This window comes from Bacillus halotolerans (genome assembly GCF_001517105.1).
GTDB lineage: Bacteria > Bacillota > Bacilli > Bacillales > Bacillaceae > Bacillus > Bacillus halotolerans.
Genome location: NZ_LPVF01000008.1, coordinates 753,017 through 771,602 on the forward strand (window position 1 = coordinate 753,017; position 18,586 = coordinate 771,602).

The 18,586-nt window shown below is 45.8% G+C and carries 18 protein-coding genes and 1 other annotated feature; of the genes, 10 read left to right on the top strand and 8 right to left on the bottom strand.

The genetic code is table 11. The features are described from left to right. Positions 1–58: 58 nt before the first annotated feature. Positions 59–772 (bottom strand): YwaF family protein, encoded by a 714-nt coding sequence (locus AU387_RS06295; RefSeq protein ID WP_059292258.1) that lies wholly within the window; start codon positions 770–772, stop codon positions 59–61. 152 nt (positions 773–924) lie between these two features. On the opposite strand from AU387_RS06295, the gene AU387_RS06300 reads away from it, so the two are divergent. From AU387_RS06300 to AU387_RS06310, 3 genes are all read left to right on the top strand, one after another. Beyond that, the gene (locus tag AU387_RS06300) at positions 925–1,440 is read left to right on the top strand and encodes a MarR family transcriptional regulator (protein WP_059335208.1); all 516 of its coding nucleotides are present in this window, start codon (positions 925–927) and stop codon (positions 1,438–1,440) included. Next, positions 1,435–1,646, top strand: a binding site (T-box leader). (Overlaps the previous gene by 6 nt.) Positions 1,647–1,690: 44 nt before the next feature. After that, positions 1,691–2,929, top strand: a complete 1,239-nt coding sequence (tyrS, locus tag AU387_RS06305) for a tyrosine--tRNA ligase (RefSeq protein WP_059335209.1) — start codon at positions 1,691–1,693, stop codon at positions 2,927–2,929. 151 nt (positions 2,930–3,080) lie between these two features. Further along, on the top strand, positions 3,081–4,448 hold the full coding sequence (locus AU387_RS06310) for a M28 family metallopeptidase (RefSeq protein ID WP_059335210.1): 1,368 nt from the start codon (positions 3,081–3,083) through the stop codon (positions 4,446–4,448). Between the two features lie 29 nt (positions 4,449–4,477). Here AU387_RS06310 and ywaC read toward each other — a convergent pair whose 3' ends face one another. Together ywaC and AU387_RS06320 are read right to left on the bottom strand one after the other, a co-directional pair. Continuing rightward, complete coding sequence (gene ywaC, locus AU387_RS06315) at positions 4,478–5,110, bottom strand: GTP pyrophosphokinase YwaC (RefSeq protein WP_059292252.1); 633 nt, start codon at positions 5,108–5,110, stop codon at positions 4,478–4,480. A gap of 139 nt (positions 5,111–5,249) precedes the next feature. Further along, a complete protein-coding gene (locus AU387_RS06320) occupies positions 5,250–6,185 on the bottom strand; it encodes a 1,4-dihydroxy-2-naphthoate polyprenyltransferase (protein ID WP_059335211.1) in 936 nt (311 codons plus the stop codon). A 444-nt stretch (positions 6,186–6,629) separates the two neighbouring features. On the opposite strand from AU387_RS06320, the gene AU387_RS06325 reads away from it, so the two are divergent. The 7 genes from AU387_RS06325 (at position 6,630) to AU387_RS06355 (ending at position 12,999) form a co-directional block, all read left to right on the top strand. Continuing rightward, positions 6,630–6,779 carry a teichoic acid D-Ala incorporation-associated protein DltX gene (locus tag AU387_RS06325; RefSeq protein ID WP_010332387.1) on the top strand — a complete coding sequence of 50 codons (150 nt, stop codon included), beginning with the start codon at positions 6,630–6,632 and terminating at the stop codon, positions 6,777–6,779. Positions 6,780–6,796: 17 nt separating this feature from the next. Further along, positions 6,797–8,305: a D-alanine--poly(phosphoribitol) ligase subunit DltA gene (gene dltA / locus AU387_RS06330; RefSeq protein ID WP_059335212.1), complete on the top strand. Its 1,509-nt coding sequence runs from the start codon at positions 6,797–6,799 to the stop codon at positions 8,303–8,305. After that, positions 8,302–9,489 carry a D-alanyl-lipoteichoic acid biosynthesis protein DltB gene (dltB, locus tag AU387_RS06335; protein WP_024123328.1) on the top strand — a complete coding sequence of 396 codons (1,188 nt, stop codon included), beginning with the start codon at positions 8,302–8,304 and terminating at the stop codon, positions 9,487–9,489. Before dltA ends, dltB begins: the two co-directional genes overlap by 4 nt. Positions 9,490–9,505: 16 nt before the next feature. Beyond that, entirely contained in the window at positions 9,506–9,742 is a 237-nt protein-coding gene (gene dltC, locus AU387_RS06340; protein WP_044159978.1) for a D-alanine--poly(phosphoribitol) ligase subunit DltC, read from the top strand. After that, complete coding sequence (dltD, locus tag AU387_RS06345; protein WP_059292249.1) at positions 9,742–10,920, top strand: D-alanyl-lipoteichoic acid biosynthesis protein DltD; 1,179 nt, start codon at positions 9,742–9,744, stop codon at positions 10,918–10,920. The genes dltC and dltD overlap by 1 nt, the downstream gene beginning before the upstream one ends. A gap of 88 nt (positions 10,921–11,008) precedes the next feature. Then, entirely contained in the window at positions 11,009–11,767 is a 759-nt protein-coding gene (locus AU387_RS06350) for an SDR family oxidoreductase (protein ID WP_044159981.1), read from the top strand. A 140-nt stretch (positions 11,768–11,907) separates the two neighbouring features. Then, positions 11,908–12,999 carry a branched-chain amino acid aminotransferase gene (locus AU387_RS06355; protein WP_059335213.1) on the top strand — a complete coding sequence of 364 codons (1,092 nt, stop codon included), beginning with the start codon at positions 11,908–11,910 and terminating at the stop codon, positions 12,997–12,999. Between the two features lie 32 nt (positions 13,000–13,031). Here the strand turns inward: AU387_RS06355 and licH are convergent, their stop codons facing one another. The 5 genes from licH to licR all read right to left on the bottom strand — a co-directional run bounded on the left by licH (position 13,032) and on the right by licR (position 18,442). Then, complete coding sequence (gene licH / locus AU387_RS06360) at positions 13,032–14,360, bottom strand: 6-phospho-beta-glucosidase LicH (protein ID WP_059335214.1); 1,329 nt, start codon at positions 14,358–14,360, stop codon at positions 13,032–13,034. Next, entirely contained in the window at positions 14,357–14,689 is a 333-nt protein-coding gene (gene licA, locus AU387_RS06365) for a PTS lichenan transporter subunit IIA (protein WP_059292246.1), read from the bottom strand. Before licA ends, licH begins: the two co-directional genes overlap by 4 nt. A 17-nt stretch (positions 14,690–14,706) precedes the next feature. Further along, a complete protein-coding gene (licC, locus tag AU387_RS06370) occupies positions 14,707–16,065 on the bottom strand; it encodes a PTS lichenan transporter subunit IIC (protein ID WP_059335215.1) in 1,359 nt (452 codons plus the stop codon). Positions 16,066–16,080: 15 nt separating this feature from the next. Next, entirely contained in the window at positions 16,081–16,389 is a 309-nt protein-coding gene (gene licB / locus AU387_RS06375) for a PTS lichenan transporter subunit IIB (protein ID WP_010332396.1), read from the bottom strand. A gap of 133 nt (positions 16,390–16,522) precedes the next feature. Beyond that, complete coding sequence (gene licR, locus AU387_RS06380) at positions 16,523–18,442, bottom strand: transcriptional regulator LicR (protein ID WP_059335216.1); 1,920 nt, start codon at positions 18,440–18,442, stop codon at positions 16,523–16,525. Positions 18,443–18,586: the final 144 nt, after the last annotated feature.

The window sequence follows — 18,586 nt, forward strand, 5'->3', positions numbered from 1 at the left end:
TTAAACACCAATCTCCAATATTTTTTAAAACAGAATGTGCTATACAACAAAAAAGGTGTTATTTTTTGAACATCCGATAAAGCCAATAAAGGATGAAAAAGCTCGCGATCGTAATGGCTTCAGCTGAGGCGATATACCATGGCCAAGGCCCGAGAACATCCAATAGCGAAGAGCCGCCCGGCTTTTTCGTTAAATACATATAATTCGCATTCAGCCAGCGGTCAACCAGATAAATGATCCCTCCGTATAGATTGACAATCAATACAGTCACCCATAAAGAGCGCTGTCTGAGTCTGTACGTGCCAATCACCGCCATAAGCAAACAGGACAGAAACACGGATCCGTGCGAAATAAAAAAGAGAATATACCGCACATGCGGAAATGAGAACATACCAAGGTCTGGGGTCAGAAGCGCCTGAAGCGAGCTTCCGATGCCGACAAAATACAAAAACACAAACAGTTTTCTGCTTTTTGTCACCAGCATAATAGCTGATAAATACACAGATAAGTCACTCAGCTGAAGAGGCAGAGAAGTCCGCACCGACCACCTGCCCGCGGCGATCATCCATATTTGGTAACCAATTTGTGAAGCAAGCAAAAGAAACACAAACAAATAGCGCAGAAATGTACTGAATGCCGGCCGGCTGACTGGCCGGCGGAACAAAAACAAAAGAATGGCAAGCATGCCGATCAAGCTTAATGTCAGTGCATGCTCTGTCGAAAACAGATGAAACGGATCGTGTTTATACACGCCTTGAACATATTTTTGCACAATTGCACCCCCGTCTGCGGGTTTTTCTTTATTGTGGTGTTCTTTTGGCTTTTTTTATGCAACCGAAAAATATAGGCTTGAAGTTCACCATCGTCTCTGCTACAATTCATTTCATAGCTAATGATTCTGATAATTTAAGGCAGGCCTGATAAATGGAACGTTTAAATACACAGCAGCAGCTTCGCAAAGAAGAGCATGACACACTCAGCAAGCTTAAACAAATGCCCGTTGAGTCACTCAACCTGGAAGCCATTTCGATCGCGACGAACCTGTATCGGTCTGCGCAAAGGCTCCGTGTCAAAATGGAGACTGAGGTTCTTTCTTCTTACAAATTATCTTGGACCGCTTTCTCCATTCTTTACGATCTATGGGTATGGGGCAAACTCGAAACGAGAAAAATCGCTGAGCTGTCAGGCATTTCAACAGCAACAGCAAGCAACGTGATCAAAACGCTCGAAAAAAAGGGCTTTTGCTCCAAAAGCATCGATACCAGAGATCGGCGACTTGTTTTTGTCACAATCACTGAATCCGGCAAACAAGCGATCGAAGACCTCTACCCCGAGTTTCACAAAGGGGAAACGGAATTGATTACGGGCATGACAAAAGAGGAGCAAAAAACCCTGACAGGACTGCTTAGAAAAGTAGCGGACAATCTTCATACATCATAAGCTTTGACGGGAATGCAGTAGCGGTTGTCTCCCTGTTTCAGAGAGCCGGCGGAAGGTGCGAGCCGGCACACAGGCAAACGCGAATTACCTCCCCGAGCTTTCTTTGTGAACGTTAGTAGCAAAGGACGGGAAACCGTTATTCGAATGAGCGGAAGACAATGTCTTCAACCAGGGTGGTACCGCGTGCATTGAGCCACGTCCCTTATCGGGATGCGGCTCTTTTTGTGTTTCTAAAAAAGGAGGAAGAACAATGAAAACATTTGATCAGCTCACAGCAGCACAGCAAAAAGAAATCGAAAGACAGCTTGATCTATATATGACAGGCGCCCAAGAAGTCATACCGCCGGAGGAATTAAAGGCCAAGCTTGTCAAATCGATTGCGGCAGGCACACCGCTAAAAATCAAACTCGGATTAGACCCTTCTGCACCGGATGTTCATCTGGGACATACGGTCGTTTTAAACAAGCTTCGCCAATTTCAAGAAAACGGCCACATTGTGCAGCTCTTAATTGGCGATTTCACAGGAAAAATCGGTGATCCGACAGGCAAGTCCGCGGCCAGAAAACAGCTGACTGATGAAGAAGTCCGGCACAACGCCAAAACATACTTCCAGCAATTCGGGAAAGTGCTTGATCCAGAAAAAGTCGAGCTGCACTACAACTCGAAATGGCTGAAAACATTGCATCTGGAGGACGTTATTGACTTGGCAGGCAAAATAACAGTAGCCCGCCTGATGGAACGCGATGACTTTGAAGAACGCATCGCCATGCAAAAGCCGATCTCCCTGCATGAATTCTTTTACCCGTTGATGCAGGGATACGATTCCGTCGTTCTGGAAAGCGATATTGAATTAGGAGGAACAGACCAGCATTTCAATGTGCTGATGGGGCGGCATTTTCAAGAACGATACAACAAAGAAAAACAAGTCGTCATCCTGATGCCGCTTTTGGAAGGCTTGGACGGTGTTGAAAAAATGTCGAAATCGAAACACAACTACATCGGCATTGACGAACATCCGAACGACATGTACGGGAAAACAATGTCACTGCCCGACAGCCTGATGAAAAAATACATTCATTTGGCAACGGACTTGGAGCTTGAAGAGAAAAAACGGCTCGTAAAGGACTTAGAAACCGGCGCCGTTCACCCAAGGGATGCCAAAATGCTTTTAGCCAAAACGATTGTCCGAATGTACCACGGATTAGAAGCCGCTGAAGCAGCCGAACAATCTTTCAAAACAGTCTTTCAGGAAAACAGCCTGCCTGAGGATATTCCGGCTGTGAACTGGAAAGGTGAGAAAACGATCGCGATGATCGATCTGCTCGTCACTCTTGACCTTCTCTCTTCGAAAAGCGAGGCGCGCCGCATGATTCAAAACGGCGGTGTCCGGATTAACGGAGAGAAAATAACAGACATTCACGCCGATGCAGAGATAGAGGAGAATATGATCATCCAGGTCGGCAAACGCAAGTTTTTAAAACTCCGATAATTTGATTTCCTGACGCTTATGAAATCGGCTTCATAAGCGTTTTTTTTGCAGGTATAAAGAACTGTCTTTTCAAAAATGCGCTTCAGTTGCAGGAAAATCCTTTAGCATCCCGAAATATTCCCCATCCAAACATTAGGGGAGGTTCATGTTTATGAAAAAGCTTTTGACTGTAATGACGATGGCCGTTTTAACGGCCGGCACGGTTCTCTTGCCGGCACAGAGTGTCACCCCTGCTGCGCATGCTGTTCAAATATCAGATAGCCAGCGGGAGCTCCCATTCAAAGCAAAGCGTGCATACTCAACCATTTCACAGCTTAGTGAAACAATCGGCCCCAGAATAGCCGGCACATCTGCCGAAAAAAAGAGTGCCTTATGGATCGCTTCATCCTTGAAAAAATTAAAGCTTGATGTGAAGGTTCAACGATTCAGTATCCCTGACCGGCTTGAGGGAACGCTGTCTTCAGAAGGACGCGACATTCTTCTCCGGGCAGCATCCGGCTCTGCACCAACTGAAGAAAAGGGCCTCAACGCTCCGCTGTATCACGCCGGTTTAGGACATCCTGATGACTTCTCCGCTGACGCCAAGGGAAAAATCGCTTTGATTTCAAGAGGAGACCTGACATATTACGAGAAAGCCAAAAATGCCAAAGACGCCGGAGCGAAGGCTGTCATCATTTATAACAACAAAGAAAGCCTCGTGCCTGTCACCCCAAATCTATCAGGACATACAGTCAGTATTCCTGTCGTCGGAATTAAGAAAGAAGACGGTGAAACTCTTATCCAGCAAAAAGAAGCAACCTTACAACTAAACGCATTCGCAAATCAAACCTCCCAGAACATCATCGGTATCAAAAAACCAAAGAACATCAAAAATCCTGATATTGTGTACGTTACAGCCCATTATGACAGTGTTCCTTTCTCGCCCGGCGCAAATGACAACGGATCAGGCACATCTGTCATGCTGGAAATGGCACGCGTCTTGAAAAGCATTCCTTCTGACAAGGAAATCCGCTTTATCGCCTTTGGCGCTGAAGAGCTCGGCCTGCTCGGCTCCTCTCATTATGTAGATCATCTATCAGAAAAAGAGTTGAAACGAAGCGAAGTAAACTTCAACTTAGACATGGTGGGTACAAGCTGGGAGAATGCGTCTGAGCTGTATGTCAACACCTTGGATGGACAATCTAACGATGTTTGGGAATCCAGCCATACGGCCGCTGAAAAAATTGGATTCGACAGCCTGTCTCTGACACAGGGAGGCTCATCCGATCACGTGCCGTTCCATGAAGCCGGCATAGATTCCGCTAACTTTATTTGGGGAGATCCGGAAACAGAAGGAGTAGAGCCGTGGTACCATACCCCTGAAGACTCTATCGAACATATCAGCAAAGAACGCCTTCAGCAGGCTGGCGACCTTGTGACAGCCTCTGTCTATGAAGCTGTGAAAAAAGAGAAAAAACCAACCGGCAAGAAGGCACATATCAAGGCAAAAGCCTCTGATATTTATGAAGATATCAAATAAAAAAAGACGGCACATTGCTGCCGTCTTTTCTAATCCACTTCTTTCTTAATCCCCAGCATTTTTTCATCTAAATAGTGGGCAATCTCCGCCGCTTCCTTCAGCTCATCGGTTAAATGTTTAGGGACGTCGTTGTTCAGTTTATAGTAGATTTTATGCTCCAAGCTCGCCCAGAAATCCATGGCGATGGTGCGGATTTGAATTTCTGCTTTGACGTATTCCACTCTGTTCGTTAAGTTCACAGGCATTTCAATAATCAAATGCAGGCTTCGGTAGCCGTTCGGTTTCGGATTCTGAATATAATCCTTTACCTTTACGATCCGCAAATCCTCATGCTGCTTCAGGACGTTCACGACATTATAAATATCAGAAATAAAGGAACAAATGATACGCACACCGGCAATATCGTGGATATTTTCCTTCATTTCTTGTGTCGTAATCTCGCAGCCCTTTCTCATGAGTTTATTTACGATGCTTTCAAAGCTTTTCACACGTGATTTTGTATGCTCAATCGGATTGTGGCCGTGAATTAAATTATATTCCTGACTGATAATCGAAAACTTTGTATCAAGCGCATCTAGCGCAAATTTATAAACTAACAGTTCGTTTTTCCAGTCTTCCATGACGGTTTTTAAATCGTCCATATGTGTTACAGATAAATCCATTTTCGTCATCTCCTTTAACGGATCTTTATCCGCTGTCCATGTACTAGACGTGCCTGCCTGCTGCTAGGTTCTATGAATTTTTTTACAAAATCCTGTCGAATGTAACAAAAAAAGACCGCACGAAAAGCGGTCTTCTTTCTTACCGGAAATAGCTGATCAATAATCCAATTGACAGCAGGAATCCGAAAAATGTATTGGTTTGCGCTGTGGATTTCATCGCCACAATCATATTCATCGGCAGTTCTTTTTTGACGAAGCCTTTCACCGCCTGAACCGGCTTAGGCACGCTCAAAAAGACGACAAACAGCCATGGGCTTGCAGCTCCGGTAATAACCAAGCCGACAACCCAAATATAAGCGACAGCAAACGATGCAGCCAGCAGAGTGACGGCTCCTTTATGCCCCATCAGGATCGCCAATGTTTTGCGTCCGCCTTTTTTATCCTCTTCGATATCACGAATATTGTTCGACAGGTTGATCGCGCCGACAAGAATCGCAATCGGAATCGAAATGAAAATGCTCTGCTTATTGATCATGTCTGTCTGAATAAAAAACGAAATCAGCACAAACACCGAACCCATGCAAATGCCTGAGAATAACTCGCCGAACGGTGTATATGCAATCGGCAGAGGCCCGCCTGTATACAGGTAGCCTATCGCCATTCCGACAAGGCCGATGGCAGCCAGCCACCAGCTGCTGCTCATGCAAATATAAACACCGAGTAAAATGGCAATGCCGTATGAAGCAAGAGCTAATTGCAGAATCGTTTTGGGCTTCATACCATGTCTGACAATTGCGCCGCCGATTCCGACAGATTCAGCTGTATCTAACCCGCGTTTAAAATCGTAGTATTCATTGAATAAGTTCGTCGCGATCTGGATCCATAAGCAAGAAAACAGCATAGCCAGAAACAGCAGCAAATCAACCTTCACATAAAACATCGCCAAAACGGTTCCGAGAAGCACAGGAACAAACGACGCCGTTAATGTATGCGGACGCGTTAATTGCCACAGGATCTGCCCCATACTTTCTTTTTCCGGCGCTGTCTGACCCTCACCCTTATTTGTTTGGTTCATCTTCCTCTTCCTTTCTATTAAAAGGCTTACTTTTTTTCAGCCGGCCACTTGATGAAACTTGCGTTTTGCTTCCTTATCTATCATAATGACTTCTCCACCATTTCACAAGATACCTTAAGCGGGCGTTTTCCTTCTTATTATACGCTTTCTGCCCTGATTTCATTAGAGTTCTGCCTGCGCCTTTACAAACAGGAGCGGAAAATTTTTTTAAATCATTTACGCTTTTTAAAAGTTAAAAAGTTCTCTTCATAACATTTATTCTTTCCTTTATAATGAATCAGTCAGAGAAACTTCATTCATCCTCTTTCAAAGATAAAAATTCACTTCTGAAGGCAGAAGCCGATATATAAATTTGAGGGATATTAGGGAAAATATGAAACTTTTTGCGCATCCGCTCGTCATATACTCATGTAATTGTCGAAAAAACGGGAAGGGAATTTGAATATGCTGCAATTGATGAAACAGCTGTATGAAAAACCCGCTGTCAAGTGGACATGTCATACAGGCTTTTATTTGTTGATACTGCTTGTTTTGTTTTTTATGTATGGTTTTCACACCGCGAATACCGGTTCTTATATTTATAACGATTTCTAATTGGAGAGAGAATAACAATGAAACTTTTAGATGCTATTCAAACACATGCGGAAAATTATCCGCAAACCGAAGCCTTCCGCTCTCAAGGCCAGTCGCTCACATATCAGGAACTTTGGGCGCTGTCTGACCGTGCGGCTGCCGCGATCAAAAAACGCGTTTCTGGAGAAAAGGGTTCTCCTGTTCTGGTGTACGGACATATGGAACCGCACATGATTGTCTCCTTTTTAGGAAGCGTCAAGGCGGGACATCCTTATATCCCGGTTGACTTGTCCATTCCGTCCGAGCGGATTGCGAAAATCATTGAAAGCTCGGGCGCCGAATTGCTGATTCACGTATCTGGTCTTCCTGTTGATATTGACAGCGGGCGGATTCAGACAGTTTCAGCGGAAGAACTGCTGGAAAACGAAGGAACTGTCAGCCGTGATCAATGGGTGGCGGGACACGAAACGTTTTATATCATTTACACTTCCGGAAGCACGGGCAATCCGAAAGGCGTGCAGATTTCTGCCGCAAACCTTCAAAGCTTCACAGACTGGATTTGCGCGGACTTCCCGATCAACGGAGGCAAAACGTTTTTAAACCAAGCGCCGTTTTCATTCGATTTATCCGTCATGGATCTTTATCCGTGCCTTCAGTCAGGCGGTACTTTACACTGCGTGACAAAGGACGCCGTGAATAAGCCGAAGATCTTATTCGAAGAGCTCAAAAAGTCCGGGCTGAATATATGGACATCGACGCCATCCTTTGTGCAAATGTGCCTGATGGATCCTGGATTTTCACAAGATCTGCTTCCTGAGGCGGACACATTTATGTTTTGCGGTGAGGTTCTCCCGGTTTCTGTAGCCGAAGCGCTGCTTGAGCGTTTCCCGAAAGCGAGAATCTTTAATACGTACGGTCCGACTGAGGCGACAGTCGCTGTTACGTCCGTTGAAATTACAAGTGACATCATCAGCCGGCACGAATCTCTGCCAGTCGGCTTCGCCAAACCGGATATGAACATTTTGATTATGGATGAACAGGGGAACCAGCTTCCGGATGGAGAAAAAGGCGAAATCGTCATTGCAGGCCCGAGTGTAAGCCGCGGCTATCTCGGTGAGCCTGAGCTGACAGATAAAGCGTTCTTCTCTTATGAAGGCCAATGGGCATACCGAACTGGGGATGCTGGTTATATACAAGATGGTCAGATTTTCTGCCAAGGCCGCTTGGATTTCCAGATTAAACTTCACGGGTACCGGATGGAGCTGGAGGAAATTGAGTTTCATGTGAGACAGTCTCAGTACGTGCGCTCAGCTGTTGTGATTCCGTATCAGCCAAACGGAACTGTCGAATATCTGATAGCTGCAATTGTGCCTGAGGAGCACGAATTCCAGAAGGAGTTTCACCTGACGAGTGCGATTAAAAAAGAGCTTGCCGCTTTCCTGCCGGCTTATATGATTCCGAGAAAGTTCATTTATCAGGATCACATTCAAATGACGGCTAACGGCAAAATTGACCGGAAACGCATCCGCGAAGAGGTTCTTGTATGACGCCTTACAGCTCGTTTTTATTCTTTATATTGCTTGGCATTCTTCTTCTGCCGACCATCATTCTCGGCTTGAACGGAAAAAGATTTCAGGCATACAACATGTTTATATCCATTCTTATATTGGCTCTGATTTTCTCGCACGACTTACACGGCGTCATCGCCCTGTGTCTGTTTACCATATGGCAGGTGCTCCTGATCAGCGGCTACCTGGCGTACCGGCAGAAAGCGAACAGCGGCTTTGTCTTTTGCTCGGCTGTTATCGCGTCTATTCTGCCTTTATTCTTGTCAAAAATATGGCCGTTTCTTTCTCATCCGCAGCCGCATCATACGCCTCATAACCTGATCAGCTTTTTAGGGATTTCGTATTTAACCTTTAAAGGCGTTCAGCTGATTATGGAAGCGAGAGACGGGCTGCTGAAGGAACAGCTTCCGCTTCACCGTCTGCTGTATTTCATCCTGTTTTTCCCGACGATTTCTTCCGGTCCGATTGACAGGTACCGCAGATTCGTCAAGGATGAGCAGAAGGCATGGACAAAAGAGGAATATGCCGATCTGCTGTATACGGGGATTCACAAGATTTTCATTGGATTCCTTTACAAGTTCATTATCGGCTATGCGATCAATACGTATTTCATCATGAACCTTCCGGCGATCACGCACAATAAGATTCTCGGGAATCTGCTATATATGTACGGCTACAGCATGTATTTATTCTTTGATTTTGCCGGCTACACGATGTTTGCCGTCGGGGTCAGCTATATTATGGGGATTAAATCGCCGGAAAACTTTAATAAACCGTTTATCAGCAAAAATATTAAAGACTTCTGGAACCGCTGGCATATGTCTCTGTCATTTTGGTTCAGAGACTATGTATTTATGAGATTTGTATTTTGGATGACAAAGAAAAAGTGGATCAAAAACCGTATGGCCGTCTCAAACATCGGGTATTTCCTGCTGTTTATGCTGATGGGGGTTTGGCACGGCCTTGCGCCGCAATATATCATCTACGGCCTCTATCACGCCGTCCTGATGACGTGTTACAACTTTTTCGAGAAGTGGAATAAGAAATATAAATGGCTCCCGTCCAACCGCTGGACAACGATTCTCGCTATTGTGATCACGTTCCATTTTGTTTGCTTTGGGTTTTATATTTTCTCAGGAAAGCTATTTCATCACCATCATTAAAGGAGATTAGAAAACTATGGATTTTAAACAAGAGGTATTAGACGTTTTAGCAGAGGTTTGCCAGGATGACATCGTAAAGGAAAACCCTGATATTGACATTTTTGAAGAAGGTTTGCTTGATTCTTTTGGAACAGTAGAATTGCTGCTTGCGATTGAAAACCGTTTTGATATTCTGGTGCCGATCACTGAATTCGACCGGGATGTATGGAATACGCCTAATCACATTGTAAACCAGCTGTCTGAGTTGAAATAATGAAAAAGCGTTTTTTCGGTCCAATTATTTTGGCGTTTATTCTATTCGCAGGCGCCATCGCAGTTCCATCTTCATGGCTGACAGGCTTCATCACCGATAAGCGGGTGAAAGAATCAGCAACAGCCTTGAATCCGAGTATGTTTCAAGGGCTATATTTACAAGATCAAATGCTCAAAGATTCGACATATCTTCCGATTTACGGGTCTTCTGAGCTTTCCCGGCTGGACGAGTTCCACCCATCCAATTATTTCAAAGTAAACAATGAGGGATTTACGCCTTACCTTGTCGGCAAAGGCGGGTCCCAGTCATTGATACATTCCTTAAACTTCGCTGCCCATATGGATCAGCTGAAGGGCAAAAAAATGGTTTTCATCGTTTCTCCGCAGTGGTTTATTAAGCGCGGGTCTGATGAACAGCATTTTGCGCCGAACTATTCCGCGCTTCAAGGTTTGGATTTGGCTTTTAACGAGCAGATCGACCCTGACGTCAAAAAGAAAATGATGAAGCGTATGCTGCGCTTCAAAGCTGTTCAAAACGATGCTGTACTTTCCGAGCTTTATAAGGCGATAGTGAATGGCCAGACATGGAAAGTGAACGCGCTGAAGCCGGCGGCAAAAGTATATTACAAGATGCTAGAAAAGAAAGACCTTTATTATTCAACGACGGAAACCACGGGACCAAAGCGTTATATCTCACAATCCGTGAAGGATAAGTCATGGTCTGAATTAAATAAACTGGCCGATGAATCAGGCAAACGCCACTCCGGGTCTAACGATTTTCACATCGACAATCCTGTTTATAAAAAGCTGAAGCCGAAAGTGCCTAAGCTAAAAGGAAAAAACAAAGGCAGATCGTATGCGAAGTCACCGGAATACGGCGATTTTGAGCTGATGCTTAATATCCTGAAAGACGCGGGCGCAGAGCCTATGTTTGTCACCATCCCTGTTAACGGAAAATGGTATGACTACACAGGCTTCCCGAAAAAAGGGCGCACTGACTATTATGAAAAGGTCAATAAACAGATTAAAGCGAAGGGCTTCCAAGTCGCTGATTTTTCAGGTCATGAATATGACCCTTATTTTATGAAAGATACCATCCACATCGGCTGGAAAGGCTGGGTATATGTGGATAAGGCAATTGATGAATTCTATAAAACCGGAAAGGTTACTTCATCGTGAGCAGCTATTAGGACGCGGCTGCATATTTCCTGCTAAGATTTGAAATAGTAAAGGAATCACAGCCAGCTTGATAAGAGGTGTTACATCAATGAAGATAACAGACAATACGGTTTTGATCACAGGCGGTTCAGCAGGCATCGGGCTTGAACTGGCAAAACGGCTGCTTGAGCTCGGGAATGAAGTGATCATTTGCGGACGCAGCGAAACGCGTCTTGCAGAAGCGAAAAAACAGCTCCCAGCCCTCCATACAAAACAATGCGATGTCGCAGACCGCACGGAGCGTGAGGCATTGTTTGAATGGGCCCAGAAGGAATTTCCAAAGCTGAACGTTCTCGTTAACAATGCGGGCATTCAAAAAGAAATCGACTTTAAAAAAGGGACTGAGGAGCTCTTTGTGGACGGGGATGAAATTGAGCTGAATTTTCAAGCGCCTGTCCATTTATCAGCTCTTTTTACGCCTCACTTGATGAATCAGCCGGAAGCGGCAATTGTTCAGGTAACATCCGGGCTCGCGTTTAACCCGTTAGCTGTTTATCCGGTGTACTGTGCAACAAAAGCGGCGCTCCACTCCTTCTCACTCACGCTCAGACACCAGCTTCGCGATACAAGCGTTGAAGTGATCGAGATGGCGCCGCCTATGGTTGACACGGGATTAAATCAAAAATCACGTGATAAGCAGGGTCTGGCGTACCGCGGCATGACACCTGAAGAATATGTCCAATATTTCTTAGACGGCTTAAAAGAAGGCAAACAAGAGATTACAAATGAACGTGTCGAAGGTTTGCGGAATGCGGTCCGTGCCGATTACGACAGAGTATTTGAACAAATGAATGCGCAGGAGAATTAATTTCTCCTGCTTTTTCTTATAAATTTTTTACAAATTTGAGCAAACCTATTGCGATTATTTGGTGAAGGTATACAATAGAATATAAAATATTTTCAAATAAGTTTGATAATATAAACAATTTAACAACAGGGAGATTGACCATGACTAAACAAACGATTCGAGTTGAATTAACATCAGCCAAAAAACCGAAACCAGATCCAAATCAGCTTTCTTTCGGAAGAGTGTTTACAGACCACATGTTTGTAATGGACTACGCATCTGATAAAGGCTGGTACGATCCGAGAATCATTCCTTATCAAGCCGTTTCAATGGACCCGGCCGCAATGGTCTATCACTATGGCCAAACGGTGTTTGAAGGCTTAAAGGCTTACGTCACAGAGGATGACCATGTTCTGCTTTTCAGACCGGAAAAAAATATGGAGCGACTGAATAAATCAAATGACCGCATCTGTATTCCGCAAATTGATGAAGAACAGGTTCTTGAGGGTTTAAAACAGCTGATCGCTATTGATAAAGACTGGATTCCAAATGCGGAGGGCACGTCCCTTTACATCCGCCCATTCATTATCGCAACCGAACCTTTCCTTGGTGTCGCGGCATCTCATACGTATAAGCTCTTTATCATCCTTTCTCCGGTCGGCTCATATTACAAAGAAGGCATTAAGCCTGTCAAAATTGCTGTGGAAAGTGAATTTGTCCGTGCGGTAAGAGGCGGAACGGGAGATGCGAAAACCGCAGGAAACTACGCTTCAAGCTTAAAAGCGCAGCAGGTAGCAGAAGAGAAAGGATTTTCTCAGGTTCTCTGGCTGGACGGCATTGAGAAAAAATACATCGAAGAAGTCGGCAGCATGAACATCTTCTTTAAAATCAACGGTGAAATTGTGACACCGATGCTGAACGGCAGCATTCTGGAAGGCATCACGCGCAATTCCGTTATTACTTTGCTTAAGCATTGGGGGCTTCCGGTATCAGAACGAAGAATTGCCGTTGATGAAGTCATCCAAGCCCATAAAGACGGCGTTCTTGAAGAAGCCTTCGGAACGGGTACGGCTGCTGTTATTTCTCCTGTCGGCGAACTGATCTGGAATGACGAAACACTGATGATCAACAACGGTGAAACGGGAGAAATCTCTAAAAAGCTGTATGACACGATTACAGGCATTCAAAAGGGTACAGTTCCTGATGAATTTGGATGGACGACTGAAGTCGCAACGCTCACTGAAAGCAAATAAACAAAAAACCGGCCCAAAACGGGCCGTTTTTTTTATGCTTCAATTTTGTTAAAGAACTGCGGCAGATGTGCTTTGTGCGCTTCCAGCATTTCGTCTAAGATCTGTTTGGCCACTGTGTCGGATGGTACGAGAGGGTTAATCGTCATGGCAAGCAGCGCTGCTTGGTAGTCGCCTGTGACAGCCGCTTCCGCCGCGACACGCTCAAATGATTTGATTTGCTGGACGAGACCGCGGACAGATACTGGCAGATCGCCTACGGCGATTGGCTTAGGGCCGTTTTTCGTCATCACGCAGTTTACTTCAACAGCGGAATCATCTGGAATGCTTGCAATCGCACCGTTATTGACCGTGTTCACCGGCTGAATGTCGTGTTTATCATTGTAAATGGAGCTGATGAGGTTGCACGCTGCATCGCTGTAGTAAGCACCTCCGCGTTTTTCAAGCTGCGGCGGCTTGATCGCCAAATTTGGATCTTTATAAAGCTCGAACAGCTCTTGCTCTACCTTTTGCACCACTTCAGCACGGGTGCCTTCCGTTTGTGATGCTTCAAGCTCGTGCTCGAACATTTCTTTTGTTTTGAAATAGTAGCGGTGGTAGCCGCAAGGGATCATATCGAGTGCTTTTAAGAATTCTGGCTCCCACTCAGCGCCGGAGATGTTTTTCATTGTCATTGCGTTTTTCGGGTCACCCATCGCTTCAATGACTTTATCCTTCACGCTGACACCGTCTAAGAAGACGTCCATTCCGAACACCATATGATTCAATCCGGCAAATTGAACCTCTACCCGGTCGACATCTACATCGAGCGCTTTCGCTACGCCCATTTTGATGCCGATCGGGACATTGCAGAGACCGACGACTTTCTTCAGGTTGGAGTAGCGAAGCAAGGCCTCCGTCACCATACCTGCCGGATTTGTGAAATTGACGAGCCATGCGTTCGGACAAAGCTCCTCGATGTCCTTCGCAATCTCTAGGATGACCGGAATGGTGCGCAATCCTTTAAAGAGTCCTCCCGGGCCGTTTGTTTCCTGGCCGATGACGCCATATTTTAATGGAATGCGCTCATCCTTGGCTCTCGCCTGGAGCAATCCGACCCGGAATTGAGTCGTCACAAAGTCTGCATCTTTCAGCGCTTCCCTCCTGTCCAAAGTGAGGTGAATGTCGATAGGGACACCGGCTTTTTCAACCATCCGCTTGGCGAGCATGCCGACAATGTTCAATTTTTCCTCGCCTTCAGGAATATCAACGAGCCATAATTCACGTACAGGCAGCTCTTTGTACCGTTTGATTAAACCTTCCACAAGCTCCGGTGTATAGCTTGAACCTCCGCCAATCGTTACAATTTTCAATCCTTTTGTCATATGCTTGCTCCCCCTTGCACGGTGATTTTTTCATATAGCTCAATGAATTCAGCCGCCAAATCCTTGACTGTCATGGCATTCATTAAATGATCCTGTGCGTGGACCATCAGCAGCGTCATTTCTGTTTTTTCTCCGCCCGCTTCACTTTGGATCAGCTCTGTCTGATAATGATGGGCTTTTGATAATTCATCCGCAGCTTCTTGAAGCTTATTCCGCGCCTCTTCGCTGTCGCCGTTTTTCGCGGCGGCGATCGCTTCCATTGCGGAGCTCCTTCCGTTTCCTCCGTGAAGAATGATTTGAAAAATAATTTGCTCCATTTTCTCATTCACACCACTCACTCCTTTCTTTACAAAGCCGCCTCTTTGTCGTCTGAAACAGCAGGCGTTTGAACGAGTTCTAATTCGTTTTCTTCCTTCAGCTTCTGTTTATCCCACATTCTGAAGAACGGGTAGTAGACAACAAAGGAAACGGCGATATTAATGGCTTGCATGACCGCGCCTGATACTTTGCCTCCTGTCGCTAAGTAGCCTGAAAAGATCGGCGGCATGGTCCACGGGACTGCGATACCTGCAGGTTTGGCGACAAGTCCGGTGCTCATTCCGATGTATGTGAGTGTCAGTGTGATAAGCGGCGTGACGATAAACGGAATCAAGAGCATCGGGTTCATGACGATCGGCATTCCAAAAATGATCGGTTCGTTAATATTGAAGACCGCCGGGCCGACCGCAAGCTTTCCGAGCTGCTTCATTTGTTTGCTTCGGGCGCGAAGGAACATCGTGACAACCAGTGCAAGAGTGGCACCGCTTCCGCCGATATTGACCCAGATATCGAAAAATTGCTGGGTGAAAATCTTAGGCAGCTCCTCACCGGCTTGGAACGCGATCCGGTTGACATCCATGGCGCCGTACCAAATCGGTGCCATGATGCCGCCGACAATGTTAGCGCCATGAAGACCGCAGGCCCATAAAAGCATTTTGACGGCTTCTGCGATAAGGCTGCCCCCGAGGCTTCCGCCAAGAATGGAGAGCGGCGTCCCCAGTAAAACGCTTACAATATTATGAAGGCTTTCAAACGGTGTCGCTTCAACAATCAGTCGTGCTGCCCAAATCAGGAAGATGACGGCAAAGCCGGGGATTAAAGCGACAAATGACTTGCTGACCGCCGGCGGAACACCATCCGGCATTTTAAAAACCATATTGCGCTGGATAATGAGACGGTAAATCTCTGTTGACACCATCGCGATAATCATGGCGACAAACAGGCCTTTACTTCCCATCAGCGAAAGCGGAATACCGCCGCTGACCATCATCTCTTTCGTCGAGCCATCCGGCGTAAACGGCACTTGATACGGTGTCGCTAAGAGGAAAGCCGCAAGGGAGATGGCACCGGCTGACAAGGCATCGACCCCATATTTCTCCGCCAGCCTGTAGGCGATGCCGAATGCGGCGACAAGCCCCATAATTTCAAAGGTGGCGTCAACCGGGTAAGCGAGTTTCTCAGACCAGGCGCTGCCGAACGTTTTTGCCATAAAATCGGCATATCCGGGAATTGGGAGGTTGCCGATGATGAGGAAAAAGGAGCCGATGATAATAAGCGGCATTGTTAAAATGATACCGTCACGGAGCGCCTGCAAATGACGCTGCCCCGCAATTCTTCCCGCTATAGGCATGACCTTCTCTTCTAACAACTGATTGACTTTATTCACATAGCCCGCCCCTCTCTATGACGCGTTTCCAAGCTGTTCAGCCGATTTCAGCACTTCCGCTCCGTTGCACGTCCCATAATGGACTGTGTTAATGACGTCTACCGGAACACCCTTTGATTCTCCTAGTTTTTTCAGCTGAGGAAGCAGGTAACGGACTTGCGGGCCGAGGAGCAATACATCCGCTTTATCGATATGATTTTGTACAGAATCACCTGATACTGCCCAAATGGTATAGTCTTTTCCTTGTTCCTGCGCACTTTTTTCCATCTTGCTGACGAGTAAGCTTGTTGACATGCCTGCTGCACAAACGAGTAATATATTCATGTAATAGACCCCCTAAGAGTTTGATAGAATTTGTATGTCCTGCTGTTGATAACATCATATTATGAAATCGCTTTCATAAACACTCAAGGTTTTTCCGCAGGAAACGGAAAAAAGGTATATCCAGGCTGTCAGTTTATCGTTTTTTGTCAAACACATCGGAGAGCTCTTGGTACGTGCGGCTTTTTAACAGCTGGCTTACCGCTGCCGGATCATCCAAAATGCTGCCGAGCAGTTTATACATGCTTTGCAAATCCGCTTTGTTTTCCTTTTCGACACAAAGCAGGCAAACAAATTGAACCCGTTTATTCTCCCAGTCTATCGGCTTTTTGAGCGTACAGACGGCCCAAAATGTCGTTTGCGTCTGCGGGACGAGCGGGTGCGGAATGGCCACGAGGTTGCCGAAGCACGTTGGCGACATCTCTTCTCTATCAAATACAGAATCTATGAGCTCCTTATTCGCATAGCCGCCGTCCACTGCTTTCTGACCTAAAAATTGAATCACTTCTTCTTTCGAACGCAGATCCTTCTGGAAAAAAACGAGATCCTTTTTGAGATAGCTGACAGCTTTTTCTTGCTCATCATTGAGAATGGATTCTATTTTTGTAAAATCGGTTCCGCCTAAGATGGTGTTTACCTTCAGTACAGGCACAGGGAGTTCTTTTTTGATCGGAATGGTGCTGACGACAAAATCAATCGATTCATAAGACAACTGGTCAAGACTGTAATATTCAGCCGTGCCGAGAATATCGATCCGTTTGCCGAAGTGGGAGCGAAGTTTTTCCCTCAGAAGCTGGGCGCTTCCCGCACCTGATGCACAAACGATGATGCAGCGCTTCGGCGGGCTTTCTGTTTTCTTCCGTTCAATTGCGGCGCCGAAGTGCAGCGCTAAATAACCGACTTCATTTTCATGAATATCGATGCCCGTTTTTTCTCTTATGACGATTCCGGCGATGATTCCGGCCTCAAAGGCGAGAGGATAATTTTCTTTGATCGCTGCCAGCATTGGATTTCTCAGATTCATGCCATACCGGTTGCGGGTGACAGCGGGTTTTACATGCAGTGCTAAGCCAATTTTCAGCTCTTGATCATGCAGGATGCCGAGCTTTAATTCTCGGTCGACCGCTTCGATCATGGCGGCAGTCAGCCGATCTGTTTCTTCATCGATTGAAAATTCGACTTCTCCACACTGCGGCTGTGTCATTCGTTTCGTGCCGAGAAGATGCATGGCAATATAAGCCGTTTCATTTTCCGGAAACGTGACGCTAAGGGCTGATTCCAGTTCTTTCACAATGGCTTCAGCAGCCTGGTATTCTTTTTGATGCAAAATGTGATCCATATCTTCCGGGAAAAGAGAAACATAGTGTTCCGTTCTGATCCGCTTACAGGCGATGGCGATATGAATGATGAGGTTATTCAATCCAAGGTTAGACAGAGGAATCCGGTCGTTTTTAATCTTTCTCATAATCACAGAATGGATGATCTCGATTTCTTCCTTTGGCAAAATATCAGCCTTTTCATTCAGAACATCAATCTCTGTTTCTCTTTCATCAACAATGTACTCCGCCATACAGTACCTCATCTGCACCTCGTCTCCGCGCAGCTTGAAGCCGTAATTCGGGCGTGTTTCCATGACAATGCGATAAGGAAGCAGCCGTTTCTTCACTTCCTTTAAATCGGTTTGGAGTGTAGATTTTGAGATAAAAAGTTCTTCGGCCAGCTCATCCAGCTTGAGATAATGTTCCGCCAGCAGCAGCCGTTTCATGAGATATGTAATCCTCTCCTCGGGAAATACCGGCAGCCCCTTTTTCTGCTGAAACGCGTCTTGCAGCAGTTTTCTAAAGGTCTGCTCGTCATGAATGCGCAGCTTGTATCCCGAGCCTCTTACCGATTGAACCAAAGCGCCATGGCCGCTTATCACATCTTGGAGTTCCTTTATATCATTGCGGACCGTCCGCGTCGTCACATGTAAATGTGCGGCAAATACCGAGCTTGTCACCGGAACTTCAGCCGCCATCAATAAGCGCAGAATTTCACGAAGTCGCCCATGCAGCATGAGAAAAACCTCCTATCAAGATAGATGCAGGAATTACATAGTAGGCAGAAAGGATGTGGTGAAGGGAAAGCGAAATGTATATAAATTCTATAATGGGGAGAAATGCAAGTCAATGAACATCGGGAGGACAGGAGGGAAAACAGA

Coding starts and splice junctions, on each gene's coding strand:
- licB (WP_010332396.1), bottom strand. CDS start 16,389: ATGAATATATTACTCGTTTGTGCAGCAGGCATGTCAACAAGCTTACTC.
- dltB (WP_024123328.1), top strand. CDS start 8,302: ATGACGCCTTACAGCTCGTTTTTATTCTTTATATTGCTTGGCATTCTT.
- AU387_RS06310 (WP_059335210.1), top strand. CDS start 3,081: ATGAAAAAGCTTTTGACTGTAATGACGATGGCCGTTTTAACGGCCGGC.
- AU387_RS06350 (WP_044159981.1), top strand. CDS start 11,009: ATGAAGATAACAGACAATACGGTTTTGATCACAGGCGGTTCAGCAGGC.
- dltC (WP_044159978.1), top strand. CDS start 9,506: ATGGATTTTAAACAAGAGGTATTAGACGTTTTAGCAGAGGTTTGCCAG.
- AU387_RS06300 (WP_059335208.1), top strand. CDS start 925: ATGGAACGTTTAAATACACAGCAGCAGCTTCGCAAAGAAGAGCATGAC.
- dltA (WP_059335212.1), top strand. CDS start 6,797: ATGAAACTTTTAGATGCTATTCAAACACATGCGGAAAATTATCCGCAA.
- AU387_RS06320 (WP_059335211.1), bottom strand. CDS start 6,185: ATGAACCAAACAAATAAGGGTGAGGGTCAGACAGCGCCGGAAAAAGAA.
- ywaC (WP_059292252.1), bottom strand. CDS start 5,110: ATGGATTTATCTGTAACACATATGGACGATTTAAAAACCGTCATGGAA.
- licR (WP_059335216.1), bottom strand. CDS start 18,442: ATGCTGCATGGGCGACTTCGTGAAATTCTGCGCTTATTGATGGCGGCT.
- tyrS (WP_059335209.1), top strand. CDS start 1,691: ATGAAAACATTTGATCAGCTCACAGCAGCACAGCAAAAAGAAATCGAA.
- AU387_RS06355 (WP_059335213.1), top strand. CDS start 11,908: ATGACTAAACAAACGATTCGAGTTGAATTAACATCAGCCAAAAAACCG.
- AU387_RS06325 (WP_010332387.1), top strand. CDS start 6,630: ATGCTGCAATTGATGAAACAGCTGTATGAAAAACCCGCTGTCAAGTGG.
- dltD (WP_059292249.1), top strand. CDS start 9,742: ATGAAAAAGCGTTTTTTCGGTCCAATTATTTTGGCGTTTATTCTATTC.
- licH (WP_059335214.1), bottom strand. CDS start 14,360: ATGACAAAAGGATTGAAAATTGTAACGATTGGCGGAGGTTCAAGCTAT.